This window comes from Novosphingopyxis baekryungensis DSM 16222 (assembly GCF_000420305.1).
Classification (GTDB): domain Bacteria; phylum Pseudomonadota; class Alphaproteobacteria; order Sphingomonadales; family Sphingomonadaceae; genus Novosphingopyxis; species Novosphingopyxis baekryungensis.
Genome location: NZ_ATUR01000007.1, coordinates 199707 through 221614 on the forward strand (window position 1 = coordinate 199707; position 21908 = coordinate 221614).

General features: G+C 64.4%; 22 protein-coding genes. 15 read left to right on the forward strand and 7 right to left on the reverse strand.

The features are described 5' to 3' along the window. Positions 1-107: 107 nt before the first annotated feature. From G410_RS0112775 to G410_RS0112795, 5 genes are all read left to right on the forward strand, one after another. Complete coding sequence (locus tag G410_RS0112775) at positions 108-776, forward strand: DUF4331 family protein (protein ID WP_022674057.1); 669 nt, start codon at positions 108-110, stop codon at positions 774-776. Further along, the gene (locus G410_RS16750) at positions 776-1549 is read left to right on the forward strand and encodes a hypothetical protein (protein ID WP_022674058.1); all 774 of its coding nucleotides are present in this window, start codon (positions 776-778) and stop codon (positions 1547-1549) included. Before G410_RS0112775 ends, G410_RS16750 begins: the two co-directional genes overlap by 1 nt. 36 nt (positions 1550-1585) lie before the next feature. Continuing rightward, on the forward strand, positions 1586-2983 hold the full coding sequence (locus tag G410_RS18140) for a tetratricopeptide repeat protein (RefSeq protein ID WP_022674059.1): 1398 nt from the start codon (positions 1586-1588) through the stop codon (positions 2981-2983). After that, complete coding sequence (locus tag G410_RS16755) at positions 2976-4259, forward strand: HupE/UreJ family protein (protein WP_022674060.1); 1284 nt, start codon at positions 2976-2978, stop codon at positions 4257-4259. The genes G410_RS18140 and G410_RS16755 overlap by 8 nt, the downstream gene beginning before the upstream one ends. A 123-nt stretch (positions 4260-4382) precedes the next feature. Next, positions 4383-4583, forward strand: coding sequence for a hypothetical protein (locus G410_RS0112795; RefSeq protein WP_342662470.1), 201 nt, complete (start codon positions 4383-4385; stop codon positions 4581-4583). Positions 4584-4608: 25 nt separating this feature from the next. Here the strand turns inward: G410_RS0112795 and G410_RS0112800 are convergent, their stop codons facing one another. After that, on the reverse strand, positions 4609-5943 hold the full coding sequence (locus G410_RS0112800) for an MFS transporter (protein ID WP_022674062.1): 1335 nt from the start codon (positions 5941-5943) through the stop codon (positions 4609-4611). A gap of 11 nt (positions 5944-5954) precedes the next feature. Next, positions 5955-6224, reverse strand: a complete 270-nt coding sequence (locus G410_RS18145) for a hypothetical protein (protein ID WP_051137289.1) — start codon at positions 6222-6224, stop codon at positions 5955-5957. Between the two features lie 12 nt (positions 6225-6236). Between G410_RS18145 and G410_RS0112805 the strand changes: the two genes are divergently transcribed. The 6 genes from G410_RS0112805 to G410_RS0112830 all read left to right on the forward strand — a co-directional run bounded on the left by G410_RS0112805 (position 6237) and on the right by G410_RS0112830 (position 12162). Next, on the forward strand, positions 6237-6788 hold the full coding sequence (locus tag G410_RS0112805) for a PepSY-associated TM helix domain-containing protein (RefSeq protein ID WP_051137290.1): 552 nt from the start codon (positions 6237-6239) through the stop codon (positions 6786-6788). A 17-nt stretch (positions 6789-6805) separates the two neighbouring features. Beyond that, a complete protein-coding gene (locus G410_RS0112810; protein ID WP_028971434.1) occupies positions 6806-7327 on the forward strand; it encodes a DUF2271 domain-containing protein in 522 nt (173 codons plus the stop codon). A gap of 26 nt (positions 7328-7353) precedes the next feature. Continuing rightward, the gene (locus G410_RS0112815; protein WP_022674065.1) at positions 7354-8208 is read left to right on the forward strand and encodes a DUF4198 domain-containing protein; all 855 of its coding nucleotides are present in this window, start codon (positions 7354-7356) and stop codon (positions 8206-8208) included. Continuing rightward, entirely contained in the window at positions 8205-9203 is a 999-nt protein-coding gene (locus G410_RS16760; protein ID WP_022674066.1) for an FAD:protein FMN transferase, read from the forward strand. The genes G410_RS0112815 and G410_RS16760 overlap by 4 nt, the downstream gene beginning before the upstream one ends. Positions 9204-9231: 28 nt before the next feature. Next, on the forward strand, positions 9232-9915 hold the full coding sequence (locus G410_RS0112825; protein ID WP_022674067.1) for a Fe2+-dependent dioxygenase: 684 nt from the start codon (positions 9232-9234) through the stop codon (positions 9913-9915). Between the two features lie 90 nt (positions 9916-10005). Then, positions 10006-12162 carry a TonB-dependent receptor gene (locus G410_RS0112830; protein ID WP_022674068.1) on the forward strand — a complete coding sequence of 719 codons (2157 nt, stop codon included), beginning with the start codon at positions 10006-10008 and terminating at the stop codon, positions 12160-12162. 50 nt (positions 12163-12212) lie between these two features. On the opposite strand, the gene G410_RS0112835 is transcribed toward G410_RS0112830, so the two are convergent. The 3 genes from G410_RS0112835 to G410_RS0112845 all read right to left on the reverse strand — a co-directional run bounded on the left by G410_RS0112835 (position 12213) and on the right by G410_RS0112845 (position 15167). Then, positions 12213-12860, reverse strand: coding sequence for a glutathione S-transferase family protein (locus tag G410_RS0112835; protein ID WP_022674069.1), 648 nt, complete (start codon positions 12858-12860; stop codon positions 12213-12215). A 314-nt stretch (positions 12861-13174) separates the two neighbouring features. Next, entirely contained in the window at positions 13175-14062 is an 888-nt protein-coding gene (locus G410_RS0112840; protein ID WP_022674070.1) for an EthD domain-containing protein, read from the reverse strand. Between the two features lie 43 nt (positions 14063-14105). Next, positions 14106-15167, reverse strand: coding sequence for an SDR family oxidoreductase (locus G410_RS0112845; RefSeq protein ID WP_022674071.1), 1062 nt, complete (start codon positions 15165-15167; stop codon positions 14106-14108). Positions 15168-15269: 102 nt separating this feature from the next. On the opposite strand from G410_RS0112845, the gene G410_RS0112850 reads away from it, so the two are divergent. After that, the gene (locus tag G410_RS0112850; RefSeq protein ID WP_022674072.1) at positions 15270-15650 is read left to right on the forward strand and encodes a winged helix-turn-helix transcriptional regulator; all 381 of its coding nucleotides are present in this window, start codon (positions 15270-15272) and stop codon (positions 15648-15650) included. A gap of 116 nt (positions 15651-15766) precedes the next feature. Here the strand turns inward: G410_RS0112850 and G410_RS0112855 are convergent, their stop codons facing one another. Both G410_RS0112855 and G410_RS0112860 read right to left on the reverse strand, forming a co-directional pair. Further along, positions 15767-17182 (reverse strand): sigma-54-dependent transcriptional regulator, encoded by a 1416-nt coding sequence (locus G410_RS0112855; RefSeq protein WP_022674073.1) that lies wholly within the window; start codon positions 17180-17182, stop codon positions 15767-15769. Beyond that, positions 17182-17715 (reverse strand): heme NO-binding domain-containing protein, encoded by a 534-nt coding sequence (locus G410_RS0112860; RefSeq protein ID WP_022674074.1) that lies wholly within the window; start codon positions 17713-17715, stop codon positions 17182-17184. Before G410_RS0112860 ends, G410_RS0112855 begins: the two co-directional genes overlap by 1 nt. A 351-nt stretch (positions 17716-18066) precedes the next feature. Between G410_RS0112860 and G410_RS0112865 the strand changes: the two genes are divergently transcribed. The 3 genes from G410_RS0112865 to G410_RS0112875 all read left to right on the forward strand — a co-directional run bounded on the left by G410_RS0112865 (position 18067) and on the right by G410_RS0112875 (position 21892). Beyond that, on the forward strand, positions 18067-19221 hold the full coding sequence (locus G410_RS0112865) for a polysaccharide biosynthesis/export family protein (RefSeq protein ID WP_245559365.1): 1155 nt from the start codon (positions 18067-18069) through the stop codon (positions 19219-19221). Between the two features lie 62 nt (positions 19222-19283). Next, positions 19284-20666 (forward strand): GumC family protein, encoded by a 1383-nt coding sequence (locus G410_RS0112870; RefSeq protein ID WP_245559366.1) that lies wholly within the window; start codon positions 19284-19286, stop codon positions 20664-20666. Next, the gene (locus G410_RS0112875; RefSeq protein WP_022674077.1) at positions 20621-21892 is read left to right on the forward strand and encodes a membrane protein; all 1272 of its coding nucleotides are present in this window, start codon (positions 20621-20623) and stop codon (positions 21890-21892) included. The genes G410_RS0112870 and G410_RS0112875 overlap by 46 nt, the downstream gene beginning before the upstream one ends. Positions 21893-21908: the final 16 nt, after the last annotated feature.

Genomic DNA, 21908 nt, shown 5'->3' on the forward strand with positions numbered 1-21908 from the left:
CTAAAATTTTTGCGTTGCGGCATCCTTCCACGCAGTCTGGACGTAGAGGGTTGCAGGGTAGTGGCCGGCATGAAGGCTGCGTTGCTGCCGTCAGAGGAGGATGAAAGATGAACCGATTTGCCAAGTTGGCGATAGCCGGGGGCGCAGCCGCGCTTGCGGTTCCGCTCGCCATCATGCTGCCAGAGCAATTCGCTCCGGCTGCCGACCACAAGGACCCGCCGCAACGGACCGGCTCTGTCGATCCGACCCCGGATCTGGCGGCGGACATCGCCGATGTCTTTGCCTTTCACACCGCAGACAAGCTGGTGCTGATCCTGACCTTTGCCGGGCCCAACCCGACGACCGCAGCCGGCGTGTATGATCGCGACGTGCTCTACAAGATCAACATTTCCAACCAGAGCCCGCGGACCGAAACCAACATTCCGATCCGCGTTCGTTTTGGCCAGGATGTGAGCCAGAACAACGCCTTTGGCCTGCAGATCACCGGCATTCCCGGCACGCCCGATGGCGGCCTGGTCGGCCCGGTCGAGCAGGACAATGTGCAAAGCGGCGTGCGCTTCCGCGCCGGCCTGTTCGACGATCCCTTCTTCTTCGATCTGCAGGGGTTCACCGAATCCAAGCAGACCGGCAATCTCAGCATCATGAGCAACCGCGATTTCTTCGCCAATGCGAACGATACCGCGATCATTATCGAAATTCCGCGTGACCGCATCGGCGACGGCTCTTCGCCCGTCGATGTCTGGGCGGAAACCCTGCGTCTGGGAGGGCAGCTCTGATGAACATGACCAAACGCGCTCTGGCGCTCGCCACCCCATTGGCGCTGGCCGTCAGCCTGACCGCCTGCGACGACAACAACAGCGCCGCGCCGCCACCGACATCGGCGCCTGCACCAACCCCGGCTCCGCCGCCGGCTCCCGCGCCGACACCGACGCCCACGCCAACCGGCATGACCGGCACGGTCGATGTGTCGCGCTGCCTGCAACAGGAAGTGGCGCCCGGCGTGACGGTGGCCAATCTGGTGGTGCCCGATACGCTGACGCTCGATTTCAGCGCGCCTGCCGGCTTCCCGAATGGACGTCTGGTGAGCGATCCGGTGGCGAATGTGACCGAGGCCGTGATCCTGCTCGATCTGACGGCGACCACTACCTCCGGCGCGCAGCAGACGGCGCTGTCGTTCCAGCAGGTGCCGGTCGATGTGCCGGCCAATGACGTGGCCTATGCCAATGGCAGCACGACCATGTCGGGCGGATATCCGTGGCTCGGCGCTGCGCAGGGCACCCCGCCTCGCGCCTTGTCCACCGGCACGCGGTTCAACTTCCGCAGCCAGCCGGAAACCTCCTATGTCCGGGTAGACCGCATGGGCATGCCGGCGGTGGCCACCGCGCTGATCGGCACGAACCAGAAGCTGCCCTATAACGACGCCAATCCCGCCATCGATGCGCAGGGACGGTTCGTCGGAGAGTTGACGTCGGAGCTGACCAAGATCCACGCCGGTTTGCGGGACGATCTGATCAGCAGTGGTTTCAAACCTTGTTCGACCGTCTCCTGATCGTCTGCCGACGATGACGACCATGAAGGGCGCGCTGTGAGCGATATCACGGCGCGCCCATTTCCTCTTGCCGGCAGCGGGCATCGCTCGGCCACGGCCAGGCTGTGGCGACTGGCGCTGCTGATCCTGGCGGCGGCAGGGCTGGTGGCACTCGCAACTATTTTGCTGGGTGGCGACAGGCCGGACCCGGCACCCAGGATGGAAGGCAATGGCATCACACGCCTTGTCGGACCGGCCACTTATGCAGCGGAACTGGACGGCGCGAACCGGAATGTGCGCAACGCCGAGGGGCGGCTCGAAAGCGGACCCGATCAGTGGCTTCGGCGCGAATCCTATGCCGGGGCTCTGGCCAGGCGCGCGGCCATCACGGGCAGCTATGAAGACCTGAAGGCGGTCGATGATCTGCTGGCGCAGGCTTTTCGGGATGCACCGGAGGGTGCCGGACCGGTTGTCGGCGCGGCGGCGCATGCGCTGACCGTGCATCGACTGGACGATGCGAAGCGCTATCTCGACATGGCGGATCGTTTCGCGGTGCAGCCGCCCGCAGCCGAACGGGCCGAATGGCTGGGGATGCGCGGCGATATTGCCATGTATCGCGGGGACTATGATGCGGCGCGCCGTTATTACCGCGCCTCGGCCCGCATGGGGGAGGACGTGAACAGTCTTACCCGCCTCTCCACATTGGAGCTGAAACGCGGGCAGTTCGATGCGGCGGCAGAGCTGATCGGCCGGGCCGGTGCCTCCGCGCGCACGCCGAACCCCTATCTCGCTGCATTCCTTTATCTTCGCCTTGCCGACATCGGTTATGCCAGCGGTGACTGGGCGATGGCGGAAAAGAATATTGCAGCGGCAAACGCGGTATTTTCCGGCTGGTGGCTGGCCGAGGCCTATCGGGCGCAGCTGCTGGCCCTGAACGGCGATATCGACGACGCGGTCGCGCTCTATGCTGCGGTTGCTGAAAAATCGGGCGATCCTCTGGTGATGGACGCGCTTGCCTCGCTGCTTCGCGCCAATGGCCGCATTGCCGACAGCCGGGTCTGGGCCGTGCGCGCCCAAGCCATCTGGGACGCGCGACTGGCCATGCTGCCCAGCGCGGCGCGCGGCCATGCGATCGAGCATGAACTGGCGCTCGGCGATGCGCGCAAGGCCTTGCGTCTGGCCGAGGCGGATTATGCCGCCCGCCCGCATGGACAGACCGCCATCATGCTGGCGACGGCGCAGCTCGCCAATGGGCAGGCGGAAAAGGCCCGCGATCTGCTGCGCCGGACGGAAAGGTCCGGCTGGGTCAGCGCCCGCGCCGCGGCCCTGCTGGCGCAGGCGGAGGCGCTGCTTGGCGATGGCAAAGCCAGCGATGCGGCGCGCGAGAAGGCGTTGGCCATCGATCCTAGAATCTTCGACCCTGCCCAAAGCTATATCTGGTTCGGCCATGGATGATCGGCGCGGACCGGGCCTGATCGGCTTTCTGCTGTTTGCCGTGGCATGCGTGCTGGCGGTGGTGATCGGCCCGCAGGCCGCGCATGCGCACAGCACCCCCAATAGCGAGGTGCAGATCGACATCGGCCCGTCCGAAGCGCGCGCCGACATCATCATTCCGCTGGGCGATTATGCCGCCGCCAGTGGCGCGCCGATCGCACCAAGCCGCGCCAATTATGACAGGGCTAGACAATGGCTGGCGCGTCATGTCTCCGTGCGCAGCCCGGACGGGCGCGCCTGGACCGTTCGCTATGACAGTGTCGCGTTCGCACAGATTGCCGGCCCGCCGGACCTGCACGCCGTCGCCACGCTGCTGCCGCCGGCCGGCGCGCCCGTGCGCCGCTTCACGATCGACTGGACGGCGGTGGTGGATCGGGATCCGGCGCATTTCGCGCTGTTTGTCGCCAAACGCGATCTCTATGGACGGTTCGGCGATGACCGCGAGATTATCGGAGCGGTGCGCGCCGGCCGCACGCGCCTGTCGGTCGATCGCGGCAAAGCCAGCGCGCTCACCGGTTTCGGCAACGCCGTCTGGCTTGGCGGCGAACATATTGCCGAGGGGCATGACCATCTGCTGTTCCTGCTGGCCCTGTTCCTGCCGATGCCGCTGATGCTGGCGGCGGGGCGACGCCGCTGGGGCGCGCCCAGGCCGCCAAGGGATGCGCTGTGGGGCATGGCCAAGATCATCACCAGTTTCACGATCGGCCACAGCCTGACGCTGATCGCCGCGCCGGTGCTGGGCATCCATTTGCTCGCGCAACCGGTGGAGATCGCCATCGCGCTGTCCATCCTCATTTCCGCCATCCACGCCTGGCGACCGCTCTTTCCGGGGCGGGAACCGCTGATCGCCGCGCTGTTCGGGCTGGTGCACGGGCTGGCCTTTGCCACGCTGGTCGGCGATCTGGGACTGGGCCTGAGCCGGGAAGTCATCGCCATTCTGGGTTTCAATATCGGGATCGAGATCGTCCAGCTGGCCGTGGTGGCGGCCTTCCTGCCGGCGCTGATGCTGTTTGCCCGCACGCGCCATTATGACTGGTTGCGCCTGGGCGGGGCCGGTTTTGCGGCCATGGCGGCCATCGCCTGGATGGTGGAGCGGATCTTTGCGGTGCCCAACCCCATTGCCGGGGCCATCGATGCGCTGCTTGAGCATGCCCTGCTGCTGATCATCCTGCTGACCGTTACGGCGATGGCGGTCTATCTGGCCGACCGGCGCCATGGGCATCTGGCGGCTGCATAAGCCGCGCCGCGCGGTCTCCCATCTGGCCATAAACCGCCGTCAAAACGTCCCGCTATCGGACAGCGCGGTGTTAAGCATCTTCCCCGGTGGATCAAATGCTTAAGAAACCGTTAAGACCGCATGATGAAACGTGCATTAGTCCTCACCACCGAAGGCGCCGGCCACCCATTCCGCCGCACATTGAAGCCGCATATCCTGTCCACGCCAAAGCCCGATCCAGTGCCGGAGATCACCGACAAGGGCTGGTGGCGACAGGAAGACACGCATCTGTTCGCGGTCAGCTTCGCCGGCTTCTTCACGGCAATTTACACCTTTATCGCCTGAGCGATGCGGCAGGCCCCCGGCCTGCCTACAGCATGGGGCCCTCGGCATCGCGCAGCACCATGTCCGCGCTGGCCAAGTGCAGCCGGTGGGCGAGCCAGGCCGAGACCAGGCACATCACCCCGCTCAGCAGCAACTGCTCGGTAATCGCAATGCCGGCGGCGCTAAGCGCGAATGTCACGACCGATCCCAGCACCATCGCGCCGCTGTTGACCAGATTGTTGGCGGCCACCGCCCGCGCCGTTTCGCTCTTGGGTACGGTGGTCGTCAAAAAGGCATAAAGCGGCACGACGAACATGCCGCCCGCCGTTGCAATGCCGAGCAGGGTCAGCACGACGGCCCAGCTGTCCGGATGCGCCAGAAAGTCCGGAATATCGTAAAGCCGCCCCGTCTGGCTGACCTCCCAGCCATGGCAGACGAGATAGAAGAGCAGGACGAACCCGCCCATGGCCAGCACACAGGCGGGGGCGAAGCGCGCGGAGACCTTGCCTTCCAGCAGCCGGTTGATGGCGACCGAGCCGATGGCGATGCCGATGGAAAAGATCGCCAGAAACAGGCTGGCCACGGTCTTGTCGCCCGTCAGCACATTCTTCACCAGCGGCGGAAACTGGATGAACAGCACCGTGCCGATGCTCCAGAAGAAGCTGATCGCCACCACCGCCAGCCACACCGCGCGCGTCTTGCGGACCAGCGCCACCAGATCGCGTGAGGAGGTCCACAGATTGAAATCGATCCGGCCGATATCGCTGGGTTCGGGCGGGGCGGGGGGCACCTGCCGGCCGATGACATAGCCGATCAGCGCCGTCACGATCACCGCGCCCGCAGCGGCCTCTACCGGAATGATGCCGGCCACGATGGTGCCGATCAGAATGGCGATATAGGTGCCCGCTTCCACCAGCCCGGTGCCGCCAAGCACTTCGTCATGCGCCAGATGCTGGGGCAGGATGGCGTATTTGATCGGCCCGAAAAAGGTGGAATGCACGCCCATCGCGAACAGGGCGAGCAAGAGCAGCGGGATGGCGGCGCTCATCACGGCGATACCGAGCCAGGCCAGCACCAGGCCCAGCCCGCCCGCGATCATGATCGCGATCTCGCAGGCCTTGATAATGCGGATGAGCCCGGCCTTGTCACGCGCATCGGCGAACTGGCCGGACAGGGCGGAAAACAGGAAGAAGGGCAGCACAAACACACCGGTGGCCACGGCGCTGAACAGCGTCTCGCTCTCCGGATCGCTGAATACGCCATAGACGACGAACAGCACCATCGCCGTCTTGTACAGATTGTCGTTGAACGCACCGAGGCTCTGGGTGGCGAACAGGGGCAAGAACCGACGCTTGTTCAGCAGATGAAAGGAAGCCTGCATCGCTCACCGTCTTAGCGGGCGGGCTGGCGACGGGGAAGGAGTTTGTTCGGCAGCGGATCGGCGCGCGCCGCATGCACCCGCCCGAGGGCCGCCAGCGCGCGCACGGCTTGCCGCTCTAGCAATTGACTTTCATTCGCAAAGTCGGCACCTGACGCACCGATTGTTTCTGGCCGATAGTTTTTGATGATGGCATTTTTCCCGTGAACACGCAGCAAGGCGCTATTGGCAAAAGCCGCCGGCCCCGCAGACGGCTGTCGCCGTTCTGGACGCGCCAGTTCCATACTTGGCACTGGATGAGCAGCGCCATCTGCATGGTGGGGATGATCCTGTTCGCCATCACCGGCATTACGCTGAACCATGCCGGCGCGATCGAGTCCGAACCGGTCACGGTGACGCGCGAGGCGGCGATGCCGGCCCCGCTGCTGGCGGATTTGCGCGCGGCCCCAAGCGGCCTGCCTGCGCCCGCGCCGCGCCGCTGGCTGGAAGGGGAGCTGGATATCAGCCTTGCCGGACGCACGCCCGAATGGAACGATGCCGAGCTCTACATAGCGCTGCCGCGCGCCGGGGGCGATGGCTGGGTCTCGGTCGATCTGGCGAGCGGCGCGGTGCTCTATGAAGACACCGGCCGCGGTCCGATCGCCTATCTCAACGATCTGCACAAGGGGCGGGACACCGGGCCTGCCTGGTCCTGGTTCATCGATCTGTTTGCCGGCGCCTGCATCATCTTCTGCGTCACCGGCTTTCTGCTGCTTCAGCTGCATGCGCGCAAGCGGCCATCGACTTGGCCGATCGTCGGCGCAGGCGTGCTGATCCCGCTATTTCTCATCATTTTTCTGATGCATTGACCGAAAGGCCTTCTCCCATGCGTAAACATCTTCTCATGGCCGTACCGGCGGCCGCCGCATCCGCTGCCACGCCCGTTTATGCGAGTGACATGCAGGTGCAGCTGGAAATTCCGCGCCTGCGCGTGGCCGAATATCACAAGCCCTATGTCGCCGTCTGGATCGAGAATGAGGCGGGCAAGACGGTGGCCACGCTGGATGCCTGGTATCAGACCGATGCCAAGGGCGAGGACGGGCGCAAATGGCTGCCCGATCTGCGCACCTGGTGGCGGCGTGCGGGCCGCGCCGCCAGCATGCCGGCCAATGGGATCAGCGGGCCGACCCAGGCGCCGGGCCGCTATTCCATGCAATTCAAGGAAGGCACGCGTCCGCTGCCGAACCTGACCGCCGGGGCCTACACCTTGCGGGTGGAGGCGGCGCGCGAAGTGGGCGGGCGCGAAATGGTCAGCATCCCGTTTCAGTGGCCGCCGCGCACGGCCATGTCCGGCAGCGCCGCCGGCACCAAGGAACTGGGCGCGGTCCGCCTGACCATCAAACCCTGATCAACTCGTACAAGAGGAATATCCGCATGTTCGCCAAATCGTCCTTGCTCGCCGCTGGTCTCGCCATCGGCCTGTCCGCCCTCATGCCCTCGACCGCTGCCGAGGCGCACCGCCGCTGGCTGCTGCCTTCCTCCACCGTTCTGGCGGGCGAGGCGGAGATCGTGTCGGTCGATGCCGCCGCCTCCAATGCGCTGTTCGTCTTCGAACATCGCGCCATGGGGCTGGACGATCTGACCGTCACCGGCCCGGACGGGCAGGCGGTGACGCCGGATATCATCGGCAGCGGCGCCTATCGCAGCGTGTTCGATGTGCCGTTGAAGGAACAGGGCACCTATCGCATCGCGCTGGTGAACAGCGGCATGATGGGCTCCTATGAGCTGAACGGCGAACGCCATCGCTGGCGCGGCAAGCGCGCGGATCTGGAAAGCGGCATTCCTGCCGGTGCCACGAATGTTCGCGTGAGCGAAATGGCCGGCCGAACGGAGACCTTTGTGACGCTTGGGGCCCCCAATGATACCGCGCTGGCGGCCACCGGTCAGGGCCTGGAAATGATCCCCGTCACCCATCCCAACGATCTGGTGACCGGCGAAGCGGCACGGATGCAGTTCTTGGCCGATGGCGCACCCGCGGCCGGGCTGGAACTGGAATTCGTGGCCGGCGGCACGCGCTATCGCGACGATCCGGGTATCCGCAAGTTGACGACCGATGCCCAGGGCATGGTGTCGCTGCAGGTGGAAGAGCCAGGCATGTATTATCTGGAAGCCTCGACCAGCAGCGATGGTGGCCCGGCGGCCGATGAGGATGGCGCGATGGCAAGCGAAGGTGCAGCGCCTGCCAAACGCATGTCCTACACGGCCGTTCTGGAATTCATGCCGCTTTGACGGGGCAACATCCGGGCGGCGGCGGGCAGGGCGAGATCGATCTGCTGCTGCCGCCCGGCCAGCATCATACGCCGCCGCCCCATGCCGATACCCGCCCGGTGCGGCTGGCCGGGGAAACGATGGGCACCGGCTGGTCGCTCGATGCGCTTGTGCCCACGGCGCTGTCCACCGACGCGGTAGAGGCGGCGCTTATACAGGCGTTCGAGACGGTTATCGCGCAGATGAGCCAGTGGCGCGCAGATTCGCAGATAAGCCGCTTCAATAGCGGCGCGCCCGGCAGCGAACATCGCATCGGCCCGCAGTTCCGGCAGGTGCTGGATTGCGCCATGGCGATATCACAGGCGAGCGACGGGGCCTTTCATCCGGCGTTGGGCGCCGCCGCGCAGGCATGGGGCTTCGGCGCGGCCAAGTTCGATGGCGCAAAGCCCACCGGCAAGGTCGCGCCCGCCGACTGGCGCAGCCTGGCGGGCAGCGCGCCGGACCGGATCGTGCAGCCGGGCGGTGTCAGGCTCGATCTGTCCGGCATCGCCAAGGGCTTTGCGGTCGATCTGGCCATGGCGGCGCTTCAACGTTGCGGACTTGGCCATGCGCTGCTCGACATCGGGGGGGAGCTGAAGGGGATCGGCCTGCGGGCGGACGGGCTGCCCTGGTGGGTGGATCTGGAGCAGGGCGACGGCAGCGCCACCATGGCGACGCGGATCGGCCTGACCGGATGGGCGGTCGCCACATCGGGCCATTGGCACCGGCGGCGCAGTGCGGGCACGGACAGCTGGTCCCACACGCTCGATCCCGCCACGGGCGCGCCGGTTGGCGATGCGTTGAGCGCCACGGTGCTGCACCCCGGCTGCATGCAGGCCGATGCATTGGCGACAGCGCTGATCGTGCTGGGCGAAGCGCGTGCGATGGCCTTTGCGGATCGCCACAATCTGGCTGCGCGGCTGGTCACCGGCACGCAGGTGCTGGAAAGTGCGGCCTGGCGGCGTTGGCGCGCATAGCGATGGTGGCAAGAACAGGAGAAAGCCGATGATGGTACGGATCGAAAAGGTGCTGGACGAAGCGCAGCTGCGCGGCCTGCGCGCGCGTATCGACGAGGGCGATTGGGTGGATGGCAATGAGACATCGGGCCACCAGTCGCGCAATGCCAAGCGCAATCGCCAGCTCAAACAGGGCAGCGCAGCACAGCAGGAGGCGGGCCGCATGGTGCTCGATGCGCTGGGCCAGACGCCGGAATTCATCGCCGCGGCGTTGCCGCTCAAGGTCTTTCCCCCGCTGTTCAATCGCTATGCCGGCGGCGAGGCGTTCGGCGCGCATGTCGACAACGCGATCCGGCGGCTGGACGGTACCGATTTCCGGATTCGCAGCGATCTGTCGGCCACGCTCTTTCTTGCGGACCCGGACAGCTATGACGGCGGCGAGCTGGTGGTGGAGGATCTGTTCGGCGAGCACCGGGTGAAGCTGCCGGCGGGCGATATGGTGCTCTATCCCGCCTCCAGCCTGCATCATGTGACGCCGGTGACGCGCGGGGAGCGTGTCGGCTGCTTCTTCTGGCTGCAGAGCATGGTGCGCGACGCGGGCGCGCGCGAACAGCTTTACCGGTTGGACCGGACGGTCCGTACCCTGACGCAGGAGCGCGGAGCGAGCGATCAGCCCGTCCTGGAACTGACCAATCTCTATCATAATCTGCTGCGTCGCTGGGCCGATGCTTAATCGCTATTGCGACCTGTTTGCATTTGCATTGACATAGGCCATCGCAACTTTCATAGGGCGCCCAACAACAAAACAGGGAGCCGAAGAGCCATGACCTCACCCAAATCCGTTCGCATGACCGCGCCATTTCTCGCATTGGGCTGCGTGGGTTTCGTCGCCAGCGCGCCAGCGCTGGCAGAGGACGCCGCTGATCCCGATCAGACCATCATCGTGGCGGGCGAGCGGCCGGATGCACTCTCCATCAACGCTGCGCCCGCGCCCATTCTCGATACACCGCGCACCATCAACGTGGTGACCGAGGAAACGTTGGAGCGCACCGCCTCTTTCTCCTTCGAAGACGCGCTGCGCACCGTCCCCGGCATCACGCTGGGCGCCGGCGAGGGCGGCACCGCATCGGGGGATATCCCATTGATCCGCGGCGTCGATGCCACCAGCGACATCTTCGTCGATGGCGCACGCGATGTCGGCACGCAGACCCGCGAGACCTTTGCCATAGAGCGGATCGAGGTCTTCAAGGGGCCGAGCGGTGCGCTGGGCGGCCGCGGCGCGGCGGCGGGCGGCATCAACATTGTCAGCAAGACCGCGCGGGCAGGCAATTTTGCCTCGGCCACGGCCACGCTCGGTACCTCCGATCTCTATCGCGTCACCGCAGACGTCAATCGCCAGATCGGCGACAAGCTGGCGGTGCGCGTGGTTGCCCTGTACCATGATTCCGAAATCGCCGGCCGCGACGCCGTATTCGATGATCGCTGGGGCGTTTCGCCCTCCATCGCCTATGGCGTTGGCACCGACACGGTCGCCAGCCTGACCCATTATCATTTCGAGGGCGATCAGCTGCCCGATTACGGCATTCCCCTAACCTCGCGCGGGCAATTGCCGAACGGGGAGCGGCGTCCCGCCGATGTCGATCCCGACAATTTCTATGGTCTGCTGGACCGGGATTTCCAGGAAACCCGCGTGGACACCACCTCCTTCCAGGTCGATCATAATATGGGCAATGGGTGGAGCGCCTCGGCCCTGCTGCGCTATTCGGACTCCGACAGCAATTACATCGTCACCAATCCGGATGACAGCGCCGGCAATGTCGCCAATGATCTGGTGTGGCGGGCCACCAAGAGCCGCAATTCAAACACCGAATCGATGACCGCCGTGGGCAATATCTCCGGTCAGTTCGCCACCGGATCGATCGAACACAGCCTGTCGATCGGCGCGGAATATAGCTGGGCCGATACCTATAATCTCAATTACAGCGTGGATACGGGCGATCGCACATGTCCAGCCTCTGCGATCGCGAATTTCAACTGCACCAGCTTGCAGAATCCCAATCCGCGCGATCCCTGGACCGGCGCGATCACACCGGCTGGCGCGCCCACCACGGCAGAGGCGGAAGATATCAGCTTCTACGCTTTCGATTCGATCACGCTCATCCCCGAACTGATCGTGACCGGCGGAATCCGCTATACCGATTATAGCGCCAAGGGGGCCGGTTCGCGCCGCGGAGTACCTTTTAACGGAACAGTCGAAACCGATTTCATCAGCTGGCAGGCCGGCGCGGTGTTCAAGCCCAGGCCGTGGGCGAGTATCTATGCGTCCTACGCCAACGCCAAAAACCCTCCAGGCACCGATGTGGGCGCCGGATCGGGCAACATTGCCATCAACAATGACACTTATTCCCCGCAGGAAACCGAGAATTTCGAGGTAGGGGCCAAGGCCGACTTATTTGGCGGTGCCATGCAGCTTTCCGCCTCCGCCTTTCAAGTTGATCGCGGCAATATCATCAACACCGACATTGTGGGCGAGGTAACCAACATCATCGAATCCGCCCGCATCCGCGGTTTCGAACTAGGCGTCACCGGCCGCGCCGGACCGGTCTCGCTGTTCGGCGGCTATACCTATGTGGATAGCGAACTGCGCGATGATAGTGCCGATCGGGGCAATCGCCTGCCCAATACGCCGGTCGGCAATTTGTCGCTGACCGCCGATGTGGTGGTGACCGATCAGTTCAGCTTCGGTGGCGGGGTCTATCATCAGACCGGACGTTTCGCCGATGCGGGCAACCTGATCTCGGCAGACGGCTATGTGCGCGTAGATGCTTTTGCGGCCTATGCCATCACCGACAATATCGGCCTGCGCCTGAATGTGAAGAATGTGGGTGACGAGCGTTATGTCACCAAGCTGCGTAACCCGCATTTCGCCGTGCCGGCCCAGGGGCGGCAGGCCATTCTCTCCCTGAACATGCGCTACTGATCGCTATCGCGGGGCCGGTGCGCGGGTGACGCGCATCGGCCCCGGAAATATTACGAGGCCGCGCCCATCGGCTGCATGTCCTGCCGGCCCAGCGCGGTCTTGACGCCTGCATCCGCTTCCATGCGGTCACGGTGCGCGGCGAGCGCAGGATAGTCGCTCAGGGTCAGCGGCGTCTGGTCGAGCCAGCGCACCAGCACATAAAGAAAGGCGTCGGCAAAGCTCTTCTCGCCCAGATACCAGTCGCCGTCCGCCGATGAGAGCTTGTCGTTCATCCGCTTATAATGGCCGCGCAATCTGTCATAGGCCGCCTGTTTCACTTCGTCCTGCGCGCTGTCGCTCTTGGCGAAGTTCTGCGCCGCGAAATGCGGACCATAGGCGCCGTGCACTTCGGTCGTCATGAACGACAGGGCTTCGGCTTCGCGCCGGCCAAGTTTGCTGTCCCGCGCATAGCCTTCCCCGCCATGGGTCGCGCCCAGCCAGGCCAGAATGGCGGACAGCTCGGTCAGCACATCGCCATCGGCAAATTTGATGGCAGGCACTTTGCCCTTTGGATTGATGGCCAGATAGGCGTCTTTCTTGTGATCGCCATAGGCCATGTTCTCGACGGCAACAGGCGCATCGATCCACGCAATCGCAATATTGGCCGCGAGCGAGCAGGTTCCGGGCATGGTGTAGAGAGTGTCTTGGGTATCGGGCATCGGATAAATCTCCTTCTGCCAGACATACGCGCGGGGAGCGGCAAGGGTCCCGCGCCAGCCCTATTTCGTGCTGGTGAAGAACAACCGGCACGTTCCAAGAAAAAGCCTTGAAGGACCGAGCATGCGCGTGCGGGTATATAATGGCAGTACGTGAATTTTAATCGCAAACGCGAGACGTCGACTTGACGATATATAGGCTTGGTGGCGGATAACTTGCCTGACATATGAACAAAGAAAGCTGTCCTGCGCCGGCGCAATTAGGGCGGTCCGCTGGCTCAGGAAAATGAGACGCCCGGCCGGGCAGGCGTCTGCCGTCAGTCGTTCGTAAAAAGGGTCGCGGCGTCCATCTCGGTCTGGTTGGACGCGCCGAGCGCGTCGATCAGCATGGCTGGCCTGCTGCCACGCAAACCCGCCGTCGTCAGAACAGCATCGCGGATATAGGTATAGACGCCCTTCACGCGAAACGCGCCTAGGGTGGCGCAGTGCGGGGCAATATCTGCGGCAAGCTGCGCATAGCGATCGCTGGCAAGGAATGTTTCGGCGGCCAAACGGTCCTGCCAGGCCACCTCCAGCAGCGCAGCATGCTGCCGATCGGGCGACAATTGGTGGTCGACGTCCGGTGCGGCGGGCTGCGGATCGGCATTGTCATAGCGTTCAGGCAGGTGCAGCCGCACTTTGACGATATCGTCCGAAGCGGCCAAGGCTTCGGCCAGCGCCGTTACCGCATCGCCTATTCCATCGCTGCGCGCGCCGAAATGGACATGCAGATGATGGCCCAAAGCGGGCCTGTTCGGCACGGCATCGCGCTCCCGGTCCACCAGCGTGCGTGAACCGTTCGGCAGCGCATAGGCAACGTCATGGCCGATGAAATTGCGCTCATCCTTGAACAATAACGGGCTGGCGTTTCCGAACATTTCCTGGTCGTCCCGGCTCGCAAAACCGATTTCCACCATCCCGTCCAGCACCACCGCCATGGCCGCGACACCGTCCGGCAGGGGCCACAGATTGGCGTCGCGCGCGGCGTCGAAATGATGCTGCACATAATAGCCCAGGCCCGGCAAGCGCGCGCAAAGCGGCCCATGCACGTCGCGCCAATAGGCATCGAACGCGTCCTGGGGCACACCGCTGCGGCGCGTCAGCGGGGTATAGGTGAGATGACGGATATGGTCATCGCGTACGGAGAAATCGGGCAGTGGCGGCATGGAAGAAATCCCGGTTCGATCGGAGGGTCAGGGTGGCGTGGGATCAGGGGATCAGACGGTCCGCCCGCAATTGTGCGAACAGTTCGAAGAACGCATCGTCGGTCGGTTTATATCCGGTGAAGCCGAGGCGGCGGCTCTTGGACATGTCGGTCACCACCTCGATCGGGCGGCCGAGATCGGCGTCGCTGTGCCAAGGCGAAGCAAGCCGACCGAGATCGCTCTCGGCCAGCCCCTCGCGCGCTGCGATGGTGCGCCAGATGTCCGCATCCCCGGCCATCTGCTGTTCCAGCGGGCGCACCGTGCCGTCGAACGGCACCGCCTCGATCCCGAACCACTCGGCGATGCGGCTCCACATCCACTGCCAGCGGAAGATGTCGCCATTGACCACGTTGAAATCCTCGTCATGCGCCGCCTCGGTTTCGATCGCCCAGTGCAGATGCTGTGCAAGCAGGCCCGCATCGGTCATGTCCGTCAGGCCGGACCATTGCACGGCAGAGCCCGGAAACAGGAACGGCCGGCCCGTTTCGCGGCAGATCGTGGCATACACAGCCAGCGTCGTGCCCATGTTCATGGCATTGCCGACCGCCTTGCCGATCACCGTATGCGGGCGGTGAACGCTCCAGCTGAACCCGTCGCGTTCGGCAGCGGAAAACAGTTCATCCTCCTGCGCATAATAGAAATTCTCCACATCCAGCCGGCCTTGCTCCTCGCGGAACGGCGTCTGCGGCAGCGTGCCTTTGCCATAGGCGTCGAACGGCCCGAGATAATGTTTCAGGCCCGTCACCAGCGCCACATGGCGGCGGCCATCGGGGCGGGGCAGGCCGTTCAGCAGATTGCGCACCATCGCGCCGTTGACGCGAATATTCTCCGCCTCCGTATCCTGGCGCGCCCATGTGCTGATGATCACAGCGTCCGGATGGATATCGGCAAGCGCCGCAGCGGTGGCGTCTGCATCCTGCAAATCGGCAGACACCGGCAAGACGCCCTGCTGTCCGGTGGGGTGGCGCGACAGGCCGTGGACCGTCCATCCCGCATCCACCAGCAGTCTTGCTGCCGCACTGCCATTGATACCGCTTGCGCCTGCGATCAGGACCGACTTGCTCATGATTGTCTCCGTCAGAATATGTTCGACTCTTAGCTAGTCATGGGATCGCAGCGGTTCTAGACGGCACCGATTGGGAACGTAGGCACCAAAGGGTAACCATCTATGCAGCCGGGATCGCGTGAGGAAGACTGGCAGGAGGATTGCGCGCCGCGCCGTGTGCTGGCGCTGTTTTCCACCAAATGGACCAGCATGGTGCTCCATAGCCTCCATGTCCTGCATGACGGTACGGCGCGGCCCGGCGTCCTGCAGCGCAGCCTGCCCGGTATCTCGAAGAAAATGCTGACGCAGACGCTCCGGGAGATGGAGCATAGCGGGCTGGTGACCCGCCATGTGCAAAGCGCCGTTCCGCCTGCGGTCGACTATCGTCTGACGCCGCTGGGGCTGCGCCTCGTCGAGCCGATCGAGATGCTGTACGCTTGGGCGCGCGACAATGCCGATGCGCTGGATGCACTCGGCAGCCGCCCCACCGCGCGCCGGCCTTAGGCCCGCAACAGGCCTCAGGTCATATACGGGTTCGCTGTCAGCACGCCGGACGGGCGGCTGTTGCGCCAGGTTGTGAAGGCTTTCAGGGAGCCAACCTAATATAGCGCCGCAAGCGTTCAGTTGCTCCAGCGTTCCAGCTTGCGATAGACGGTCGACGGGCTCAGCTCCAGCGCGCGGGCGGCCTTGCTGACATTGCCGCCATGGCGCGCAATCGCCTGATCGATGGCCAGTTTTTCAATGTCTTCCATGGTCATGCCTGCCAGATCGAGCATGGGCAAAGGCCCAGGCTGGGCCGCAAGTCTGTCCGGACCGTTCGGCGCGGCGGCCATGCCATCGGCGGTGTGGGGCGGCTGCATGGCCGCGGCGGGGAAGCGAGTGGGCGCCTGGCTTAGTTCAACCGCCTCGCCGGAGCCGGTCACGATCGCGCGGCGGATCGCGTTCTGCAATTCGCGCACATTGCCCGGCCAGTCATGCGCTGCGACATAAGTCAGGCTTTCGGGCGACAGATGCAGTGCTTCATGGCCTTCTTCGCGGCCGATCTTGCGCACCAGTTCTTCGGCAATCAGGCGAACATCGCCGCCACGCGCACGCAGGGGCGGCAGGCTGATCGGGATGACGTTGAGACGATAATAGAGATCCTCGCGAAAGCGCCCTGCCATCACTTCCTGCGCCGGATCCCGGTTGGTGGCGCAAACGATGCGCACATCGACCGGCTCGGCCTTGGGCGAACCGACGCGCTGGATCATCGCGGTCTGCAGGAAACGCAGCAGCTTCACCTGCAGCTTGAGATCCATCTCGCAGATCTCATCCAGAAACAAGGTGCCGCCGTCCGCGGCCTTGGCGGCGCCGATCCGGTTCTCCACGGCGCCGGTAAACGCGCCTTTGACATGGCCAAACAGCTCGCTTTCGAGCAGATTTTCCGGAATCGCCCCGCAATTGATCGCCACGAACGGCTTGCTGCGGCGCCGGCCCGCCGCATGGATCGCTTCTGCGGTGACTTCCTTGCCGGTGCCGCTTTCGCCGGTGATAAAGATGGTCGCCTTGGAATCGGCGACATTCTCGATCGTGCGATACACGTCTCGCATGACCGGGGACTGGCCGATAAAGCCGTGAAAACCGGCGGCCTTTGCAGCCTTCTTTTCAGGCTCGGCGGCGTTCTGTGCGGGCTTGTGGTCATGCGCATTGCGCACCGTGGTCAGCAGGCGTGTGCCCGAAACCGGTTTTACCAAAAAATCATAGGCACCCAGCCGCATAGCGGAAATCGCACGCGTGAGCGATCCGTCGGAGGTGATGACGACGAACGTGGTCGCTCCGCGCATGTCCGGCGGCGTCTCCAGCAGCGACAGGCCGTTGCCGTCCGGCAACTGCAGATCGAGCAATGCGACGTCGAACGTCCCTTCGGCCAGCGCCTGTTCGGCTTCGGCGATCGTTTCCGCCACCGAGACCTCGTAGCCGACCTCCTCCAGCTGCGCGGCATAGCCGAGCGCCAGCGACGCGCTGTCTTCGATGATGAGGACGCGTCCTTCAGGCATCAGGCAATCCGGAACCGGGCGATGTTGCCGCGCGGTTCGCTGAACAGCCAGCTGATCGTGCGATCATCGCCAAAATGCCGCATCGCACCGCTGATCAGCCCATAGGCAATGCGGGCGAACGGGCGGTGCGAACTATAGTCGACCACGAAAGCGTCCTGCCCATCGGCACGATATTCCACCTTCGGGGTCACCGCATCGGGATACAGAATGCGCACCTCCTCATGAATATGGTCCTCGATATGCGCCATCAGGCCGTCGGCCGAGGCATAGGCGGAAATCATGCCTGGATAGAGAACGGTGAAGCGCTCGAAAAGAAAGGCGCCGAATTGCTCGCACAGAAGATCGGCGTCCTGCCCGGTGATGGTGGCGGCTTGCGTCACGATCTTGACCGCTTCTTCCCACGGATATTGCCCGATCCGGGAAAAGACACCCCCGCCTTCGAGGCCGGCCGCGGCGAGCACTTTCTCCGTGAAGGCCGGTCCACCCGCCTGATCGAGAAACCCCAGCAGCTCCACATAGATAATGCCTTTCATAGTCGTCGCCCTTTTCGTTCGATCTGCATGCGGGACAGGTGCAGCAATTTTCGTGCCGAACTCATCAGGGCGGGGCGGTGCAAGGATATCGTAAAACTTCGTCCCAAGATGCGAAAATCTGTCGCAGTTTGCAAAAGGTCAGTATGCAAATTGCGAATCGGAACGTAGCCCTTGGCGGTAAAGCTTGTGTTTACGCCTCTGCACTAACTTGGCACGAACCTTGTTGTTCACCTCCCGAGTATGTTGAGGGAGTTCCAGATGAAATACGCTTTGCGTCGTCCGATATTGCTATGCGTCGCTGCATCTATGCTGTCGGCAGGATGCGTATCCGGGCCAGCGCCTGCCAATGACATGGCTTCCGCCTATGCGCCGGGGCAGGTGGCCTGGCAGGGGAGCGGGCAGCCGCGCGGCGACTGGATTGCAGCGACGCCGGCGGCGCGTGGTGCGCCGACCTGCGACTGGACCGTCCCGCGCGAACTCGCCAATTATCGCCAGGCTTCCCCCGGCGAATTTATCGACCGCACCGCGCCGCTCGCGCCGGGCGATCGCTTGCAGATATCCCTGATGGGCGACGATGATGTCATCTCGGGCGTCTATGTGCTCGATAGCGATGGCAGCCTGGCGCTGCGCGGTGTCGGGCGCATAAGCGCCAAAGGGCTGTCGCCGGAGACGCTGGCCCCCATCCTGCGCCAACGCCTGGTCGCCGCTGGCCTGGCCCGGCCGTTGCGCAACGCCGTCACGGTGTCGCTGATCGAGGCGTCCGGCGTTTCCGTGGCGGTGTCCGGCGCTGTTTTCGATCCCGGCGCCGTGCGGGCCGGGGAAAGAGCATCGGATAGCCGCATCGGCCTGAAAGAGGGCCAGGCGAGCGGCGACGACAATGTGACACGGACGGTGTCCGGCGCGATCCGCGCCGCCGGCGGCGTGCGGCCCGATGCGGACGTTCAGCGGATCTATCTGCTGCGAGACGGGGCGTACGCGCAGCTCGACATGTCGGGCTTCATCCATGGCTGGACCAGCCGCGACATTGCGTTGGCCTCCGGCGACCGTGTCATCGTGCCCAGCCGTTCCTGCTTCGATGCCGATCTGGTCCGGCCCTCTGCGCTGACGCCGCCCGGCATCCGCGTCTATATGTCCAATCTGACGCGCAGCGCGAACAACAATGCCGGTGCCGCGATCGGCGAAAAAACGACCTCGCTGCCCTATGGCACGCGCTTGTTGCAGGGGCTGGTCGCCGCCAATTGCGTGGGCGGTTCCTACATGCAGTCGGACCGGCGCGCCGTGCTGATCTCGCGCAATCGGCTGAATGGCCGCAGCGTCGTCATCGAGCGCGATATCGAAAAGCTGGTGCGGGAGGCGCACCGCGATTCGCTCGACCCGTTCCTGATGCCGGGCGATGCGATCGCTTGCTACGACAGCCGCTGGACCAATCTGCGCGAGGCGATCGGCATGGTGTCCGAAGCGGTCAGCACCGCCACACCGGCGATCCTGCTCGACGGTGCGCTATAATGTCTTTCGAGCCGCCCGTAATGGCCTTCGAGCCGCCCTTGGCGAAAGGGAAAGAGCGGCGCATGCTGGACCGGGTCTGGCTGTTCATTCGGGACGGGCTGCCGTCGGTTGGCCGCTACCGCCGCTATATCATGGCGCTCGCGCTGCCTTTGGCCGCGATCTGGGCGATCACCATCGCCTATCTGATATTCGCGCCGGACCGCTATGACAGCCGCATGACCCTGATCCTGCCAGGCGCGGGCGTGGGGGGGTCGCTTAATTTGGAATCGATCGGCCAGGCATCGAGCAGCACGTCCTCGGCTTTTTCCAGCCCGACGCTTTCACCGACGGAAAATTACAAGCGGTTGATCGCATCGGACGTGGTGCTGCGCAGCGCCGCCAAGCGGACGGGCATGGAGGAGGACGCGTTTCCGGCGCCGACGGTCAAACTCATCGATCAGACCAATCTGATCGAGGTTACCATAGCAGCGCCCACACCGCGCGAAGCGCGCGATCGCATGACGGCCCTGCAGAACGCCTTTCTCGCCTCGCTAAACGATCTGCGACACGACGAATCCAGCAAGCGCGAAAATGCGGACGCCGCGCGCATCGCCGAACTGGAAAAGAAGGTGGACGAGGCGCAAAAGGCGCTGCTCGACTTTCAGGCGGAAACGGGTTTGGTGTCGCTCGACCAGTTTGCGGGCCGGCTCTCCGCCCTGGACCAGCTGAAAGCGAGCGAGCGCGACCGGCGTGTTGCCCTTGCAGAGAGCCAGGGCGCGGCGGGCCGGCTGGCAGCGACGCTGGATATCAGTTTGCCGCAGGCGCGCATGGCCATGCAGCTGAAGGCCGATCCCGCATTCCGCGAGCTGCTGGGCCGCTATGCCAGGACAGCCGCCGACTTTGCCGAGCGCGGCGCGACGCTGGGCACCAACCATCCGGTGATCGAGGAACTGGGCGTGGAGCGCGCCGATCTGCGTGCGGCGCTCGCCAGCCGGGGACGGCAATTGACCGGCATGAGTGGCAATGGCGTCCTGATGCTGGCCGATATGGCGGTATCGGACACCCGCGAAAGCCTGTTCGCCAGTCTGACCGAGCGTGATGCCAGCCGCGCCGGCAATGGTCTTGCGCTGGCCGAACTGCGCCGGCAGATCGTCCGGCAATCGGCCAATTCCGAAAAGCAGGTGACGCAGGCGGCCGAGCTGGCCGAGCATGTGCGCGATCTGCGCGTGGCCGAGGCGGTGTTCAGTTCCGCGCTGGCGCGGCTCGATACCAACAAATCGGATCCGTTCGCTTCCTATCCGCTGGTTCAGACGCTCGAAGCGCCGTCCCTCCCTCGCTCGCGGTCCTCACCCCAGCCGGTGATCGCCCTCGCCGGAGCGGTCGGGGCCAGCCTGTTCACCCTGATTGGATTTCTGCTTCTGTGGCTTCGCCAACCCATCATCCGCAAACTCCTGCCGAAAAGCTGATTGCACGCGCCATCGGCGCAACATGGCCGCTGTGGCTGATCGGCGGCCTTTACATTGCCGGGCCGGTGATCGGCTGGGTGCTGGCGGCGATGCTGTGCTGGGACTATTATCTGGGACGATCGAACAGGCGCGTGCCGGTGGCCATCTGGCTGTGGATCGGCGGCATGGCGGCGCTGCTGCTGATCCTGTGGGCCGGTCACAGCAATTTTTCGCTGGGCACCGGCGCTACGATCAAAAGCTCGATCGGCTGGGCCAAGGGATGGGCGCTGCTCGCGCTGTTTCCGCTGGCCGGGGCAGCGCTGAATATTCGCGGCGAGGTCATCTCCCGCGCGATCTGCAAATTGGGCCTGCAGACGCTGCTCATCCTGCCCATCTTTTTGGCCGCGCCGTTCATCGGCCTGCCGGAGACGCTCTGGACTTCTCCGCTCAAGGTGGTCGGCGGGCCGGGGCCGGAATATTTCTCGACAATCCTTTATACCATCGAGCCGGGGGTCGGCACCGCCCGCTGGCAGTTCTTCGCGCCCTGGTCCCCTGCGGCCGGCATGATCGGCATCATCCAGGTGCTGCTGGCGTTCCGTGAAAAACATCTCGGCTGGCGCGCGATCGGAATGGCCGGGGGTCTGGTCATCGCCATCCTGTCGCAATCCCGGCTGGCGCTGGTGGCGCTGCTCGTCATCGCGCCGTTCGTCTGGGGCGTGGGCCGGATCGACCGGGGCTGGATCTGGATGCTGCTGGCGCCGGTGCTGGTCCTGATCGGCCTGTTCGGACCGTCGCTGCTGGGATTTGCCGACGGATTGATGAACGATTTTTCTTCCGCACGCGCCGATTCCAGCCGGGTGCGCGCCGCGCTGGGCCGTATCGCCGTCGAACGCTGGGAGGGCGAGGCCTATTGGTTCGGCCATGGCGTGGTCGAGAACGGGCCGCATCTGGTGGAATATATGCCGATCGGCAGCCATCACAGCTGGTACGGGCTTTTGTTCGTGAAGGGGCTTCTCGGCGCGTTGGCGCTTGGCATTCCGCTGTTCGCCAGCTTCGGTCAGCTGCTCTGGACGGCGCGCCGTTCCGTGCTGCAACGGTCCGGCCTTGCCATGGTGCTGGTGATGATCCTCTATTCCTTTGGCGAGAACCTGGAAATCCTGGCCTATCTATATTGGCCCGCCCTGATCGTCATGGGCCAGGCCCTGGTCGGGCCTGCTCCACAAAGCGGTGACGCAGCCAAAGAATAAAGGCCGCCTTCCCGGT

Bases quoted from the DNA above. Each gene is read 5' to 3' on its own strand.
- G410_RS0112825 (WP_022674067.1), top strand. From the start codon at position 9,232: ATGATGGTACGGATCGAAAAGGTGCTGGACGAAGCGCAGCTGCGCGGC.
- G410_RS0112840 (WP_022674070.1), bottom strand. From the start codon at position 14,062: ATGCCGCCACTGCCCGATTTCTCCGTACGCGATGACCATATCCGTCAT.
- G410_RS16755 (WP_022674060.1), top strand. From the start codon at position 2,976: ATGGATGATCGGCGCGGACCGGGCCTGATCGGCTTTCTGCTGTTTGCC.
- G410_RS0112855 (WP_022674073.1), bottom strand. From the start codon at position 17,182: ATGCCTGAAGGACGCGTCCTCATCATCGAAGACAGCGCGTCGCTGGCG.
- G410_RS0112870 (WP_245559366.1), top strand. From the start codon at position 19,284: ATGCTGGACCGGGTCTGGCTGTTCATTCGGGACGGGCTGCCGTCGGTT.
- G410_RS0112795 (WP_342662470.1), top strand. From the start codon at position 4,383: ATGAAACGTGCATTAGTCCTCACCACCGAAGGCGCCGGCCACCCATTC.
- G410_RS0112845 (WP_022674071.1), bottom strand. From the start codon at position 15,167: ATGAGCAAGTCGGTCCTGATCGCAGGCGCAAGCGGTATCAATGGCAGT.
- G410_RS0112775 (WP_022674057.1), top strand. From the start codon at position 108: ATGAACCGATTTGCCAAGTTGGCGATAGCCGGGGGCGCAGCCGCGCTT.
- G410_RS0112800 (WP_022674062.1), bottom strand. From the start codon at position 5,943: ATGCAGGCTTCCTTTCATCTGCTGAACAAGCGTCGGTTCTTGCCCCTG.
- G410_RS0112830 (WP_022674068.1), top strand. From the start codon at position 10,006: ATGACCTCACCCAAATCCGTTCGCATGACCGCGCCATTTCTCGCATTG.
- G410_RS18145 (WP_051137289.1), bottom strand. From the start codon at position 6,224: ATGGAACTGGCGCGTCCAGAACGGCGACAGCCGTCTGCGGGGCCGGCG.
- G410_RS0112815 (WP_022674065.1), top strand. From the start codon at position 7,354: ATGTTCGCCAAATCGTCCTTGCTCGCCGCTGGTCTCGCCATCGGCCTG.
- G410_RS0112805 (WP_051137290.1), top strand. From the start codon at position 6,237: ATGAGCAGCGCCATCTGCATGGTGGGGATGATCCTGTTCGCCATCACC.
- G410_RS0112860 (WP_022674074.1), bottom strand. From the start codon at position 17,715: ATGAAAGGCATTATCTATGTGGAGCTGCTGGGGTTTCTCGATCAGGCG.
- G410_RS0112810 (WP_028971434.1), top strand. From the start codon at position 6,806: ATGCGTAAACATCTTCTCATGGCCGTACCGGCGGCCGCCGCATCCGCT.
- G410_RS0112850 (WP_022674072.1), top strand. From the start codon at position 15,270: ATGCAGCCGGGATCGCGTGAGGAAGACTGGCAGGAGGATTGCGCGCCG.
- G410_RS16750 (WP_022674058.1), top strand. From the start codon at position 776: ATGAACATGACCAAACGCGCTCTGGCGCTCGCCACCCCATTGGCGCTG.
- G410_RS0112865 (WP_245559365.1), top strand. From the start codon at position 18,067: ATGGCTTCCGCCTATGCGCCGGGGCAGGTGGCCTGGCAGGGGAGCGGG.
- G410_RS0112835 (WP_022674069.1), bottom strand. From the start codon at position 12,860: ATGCCCGATACCCAAGACACTCTCTACACCATGCCCGGAACCTGCTCG.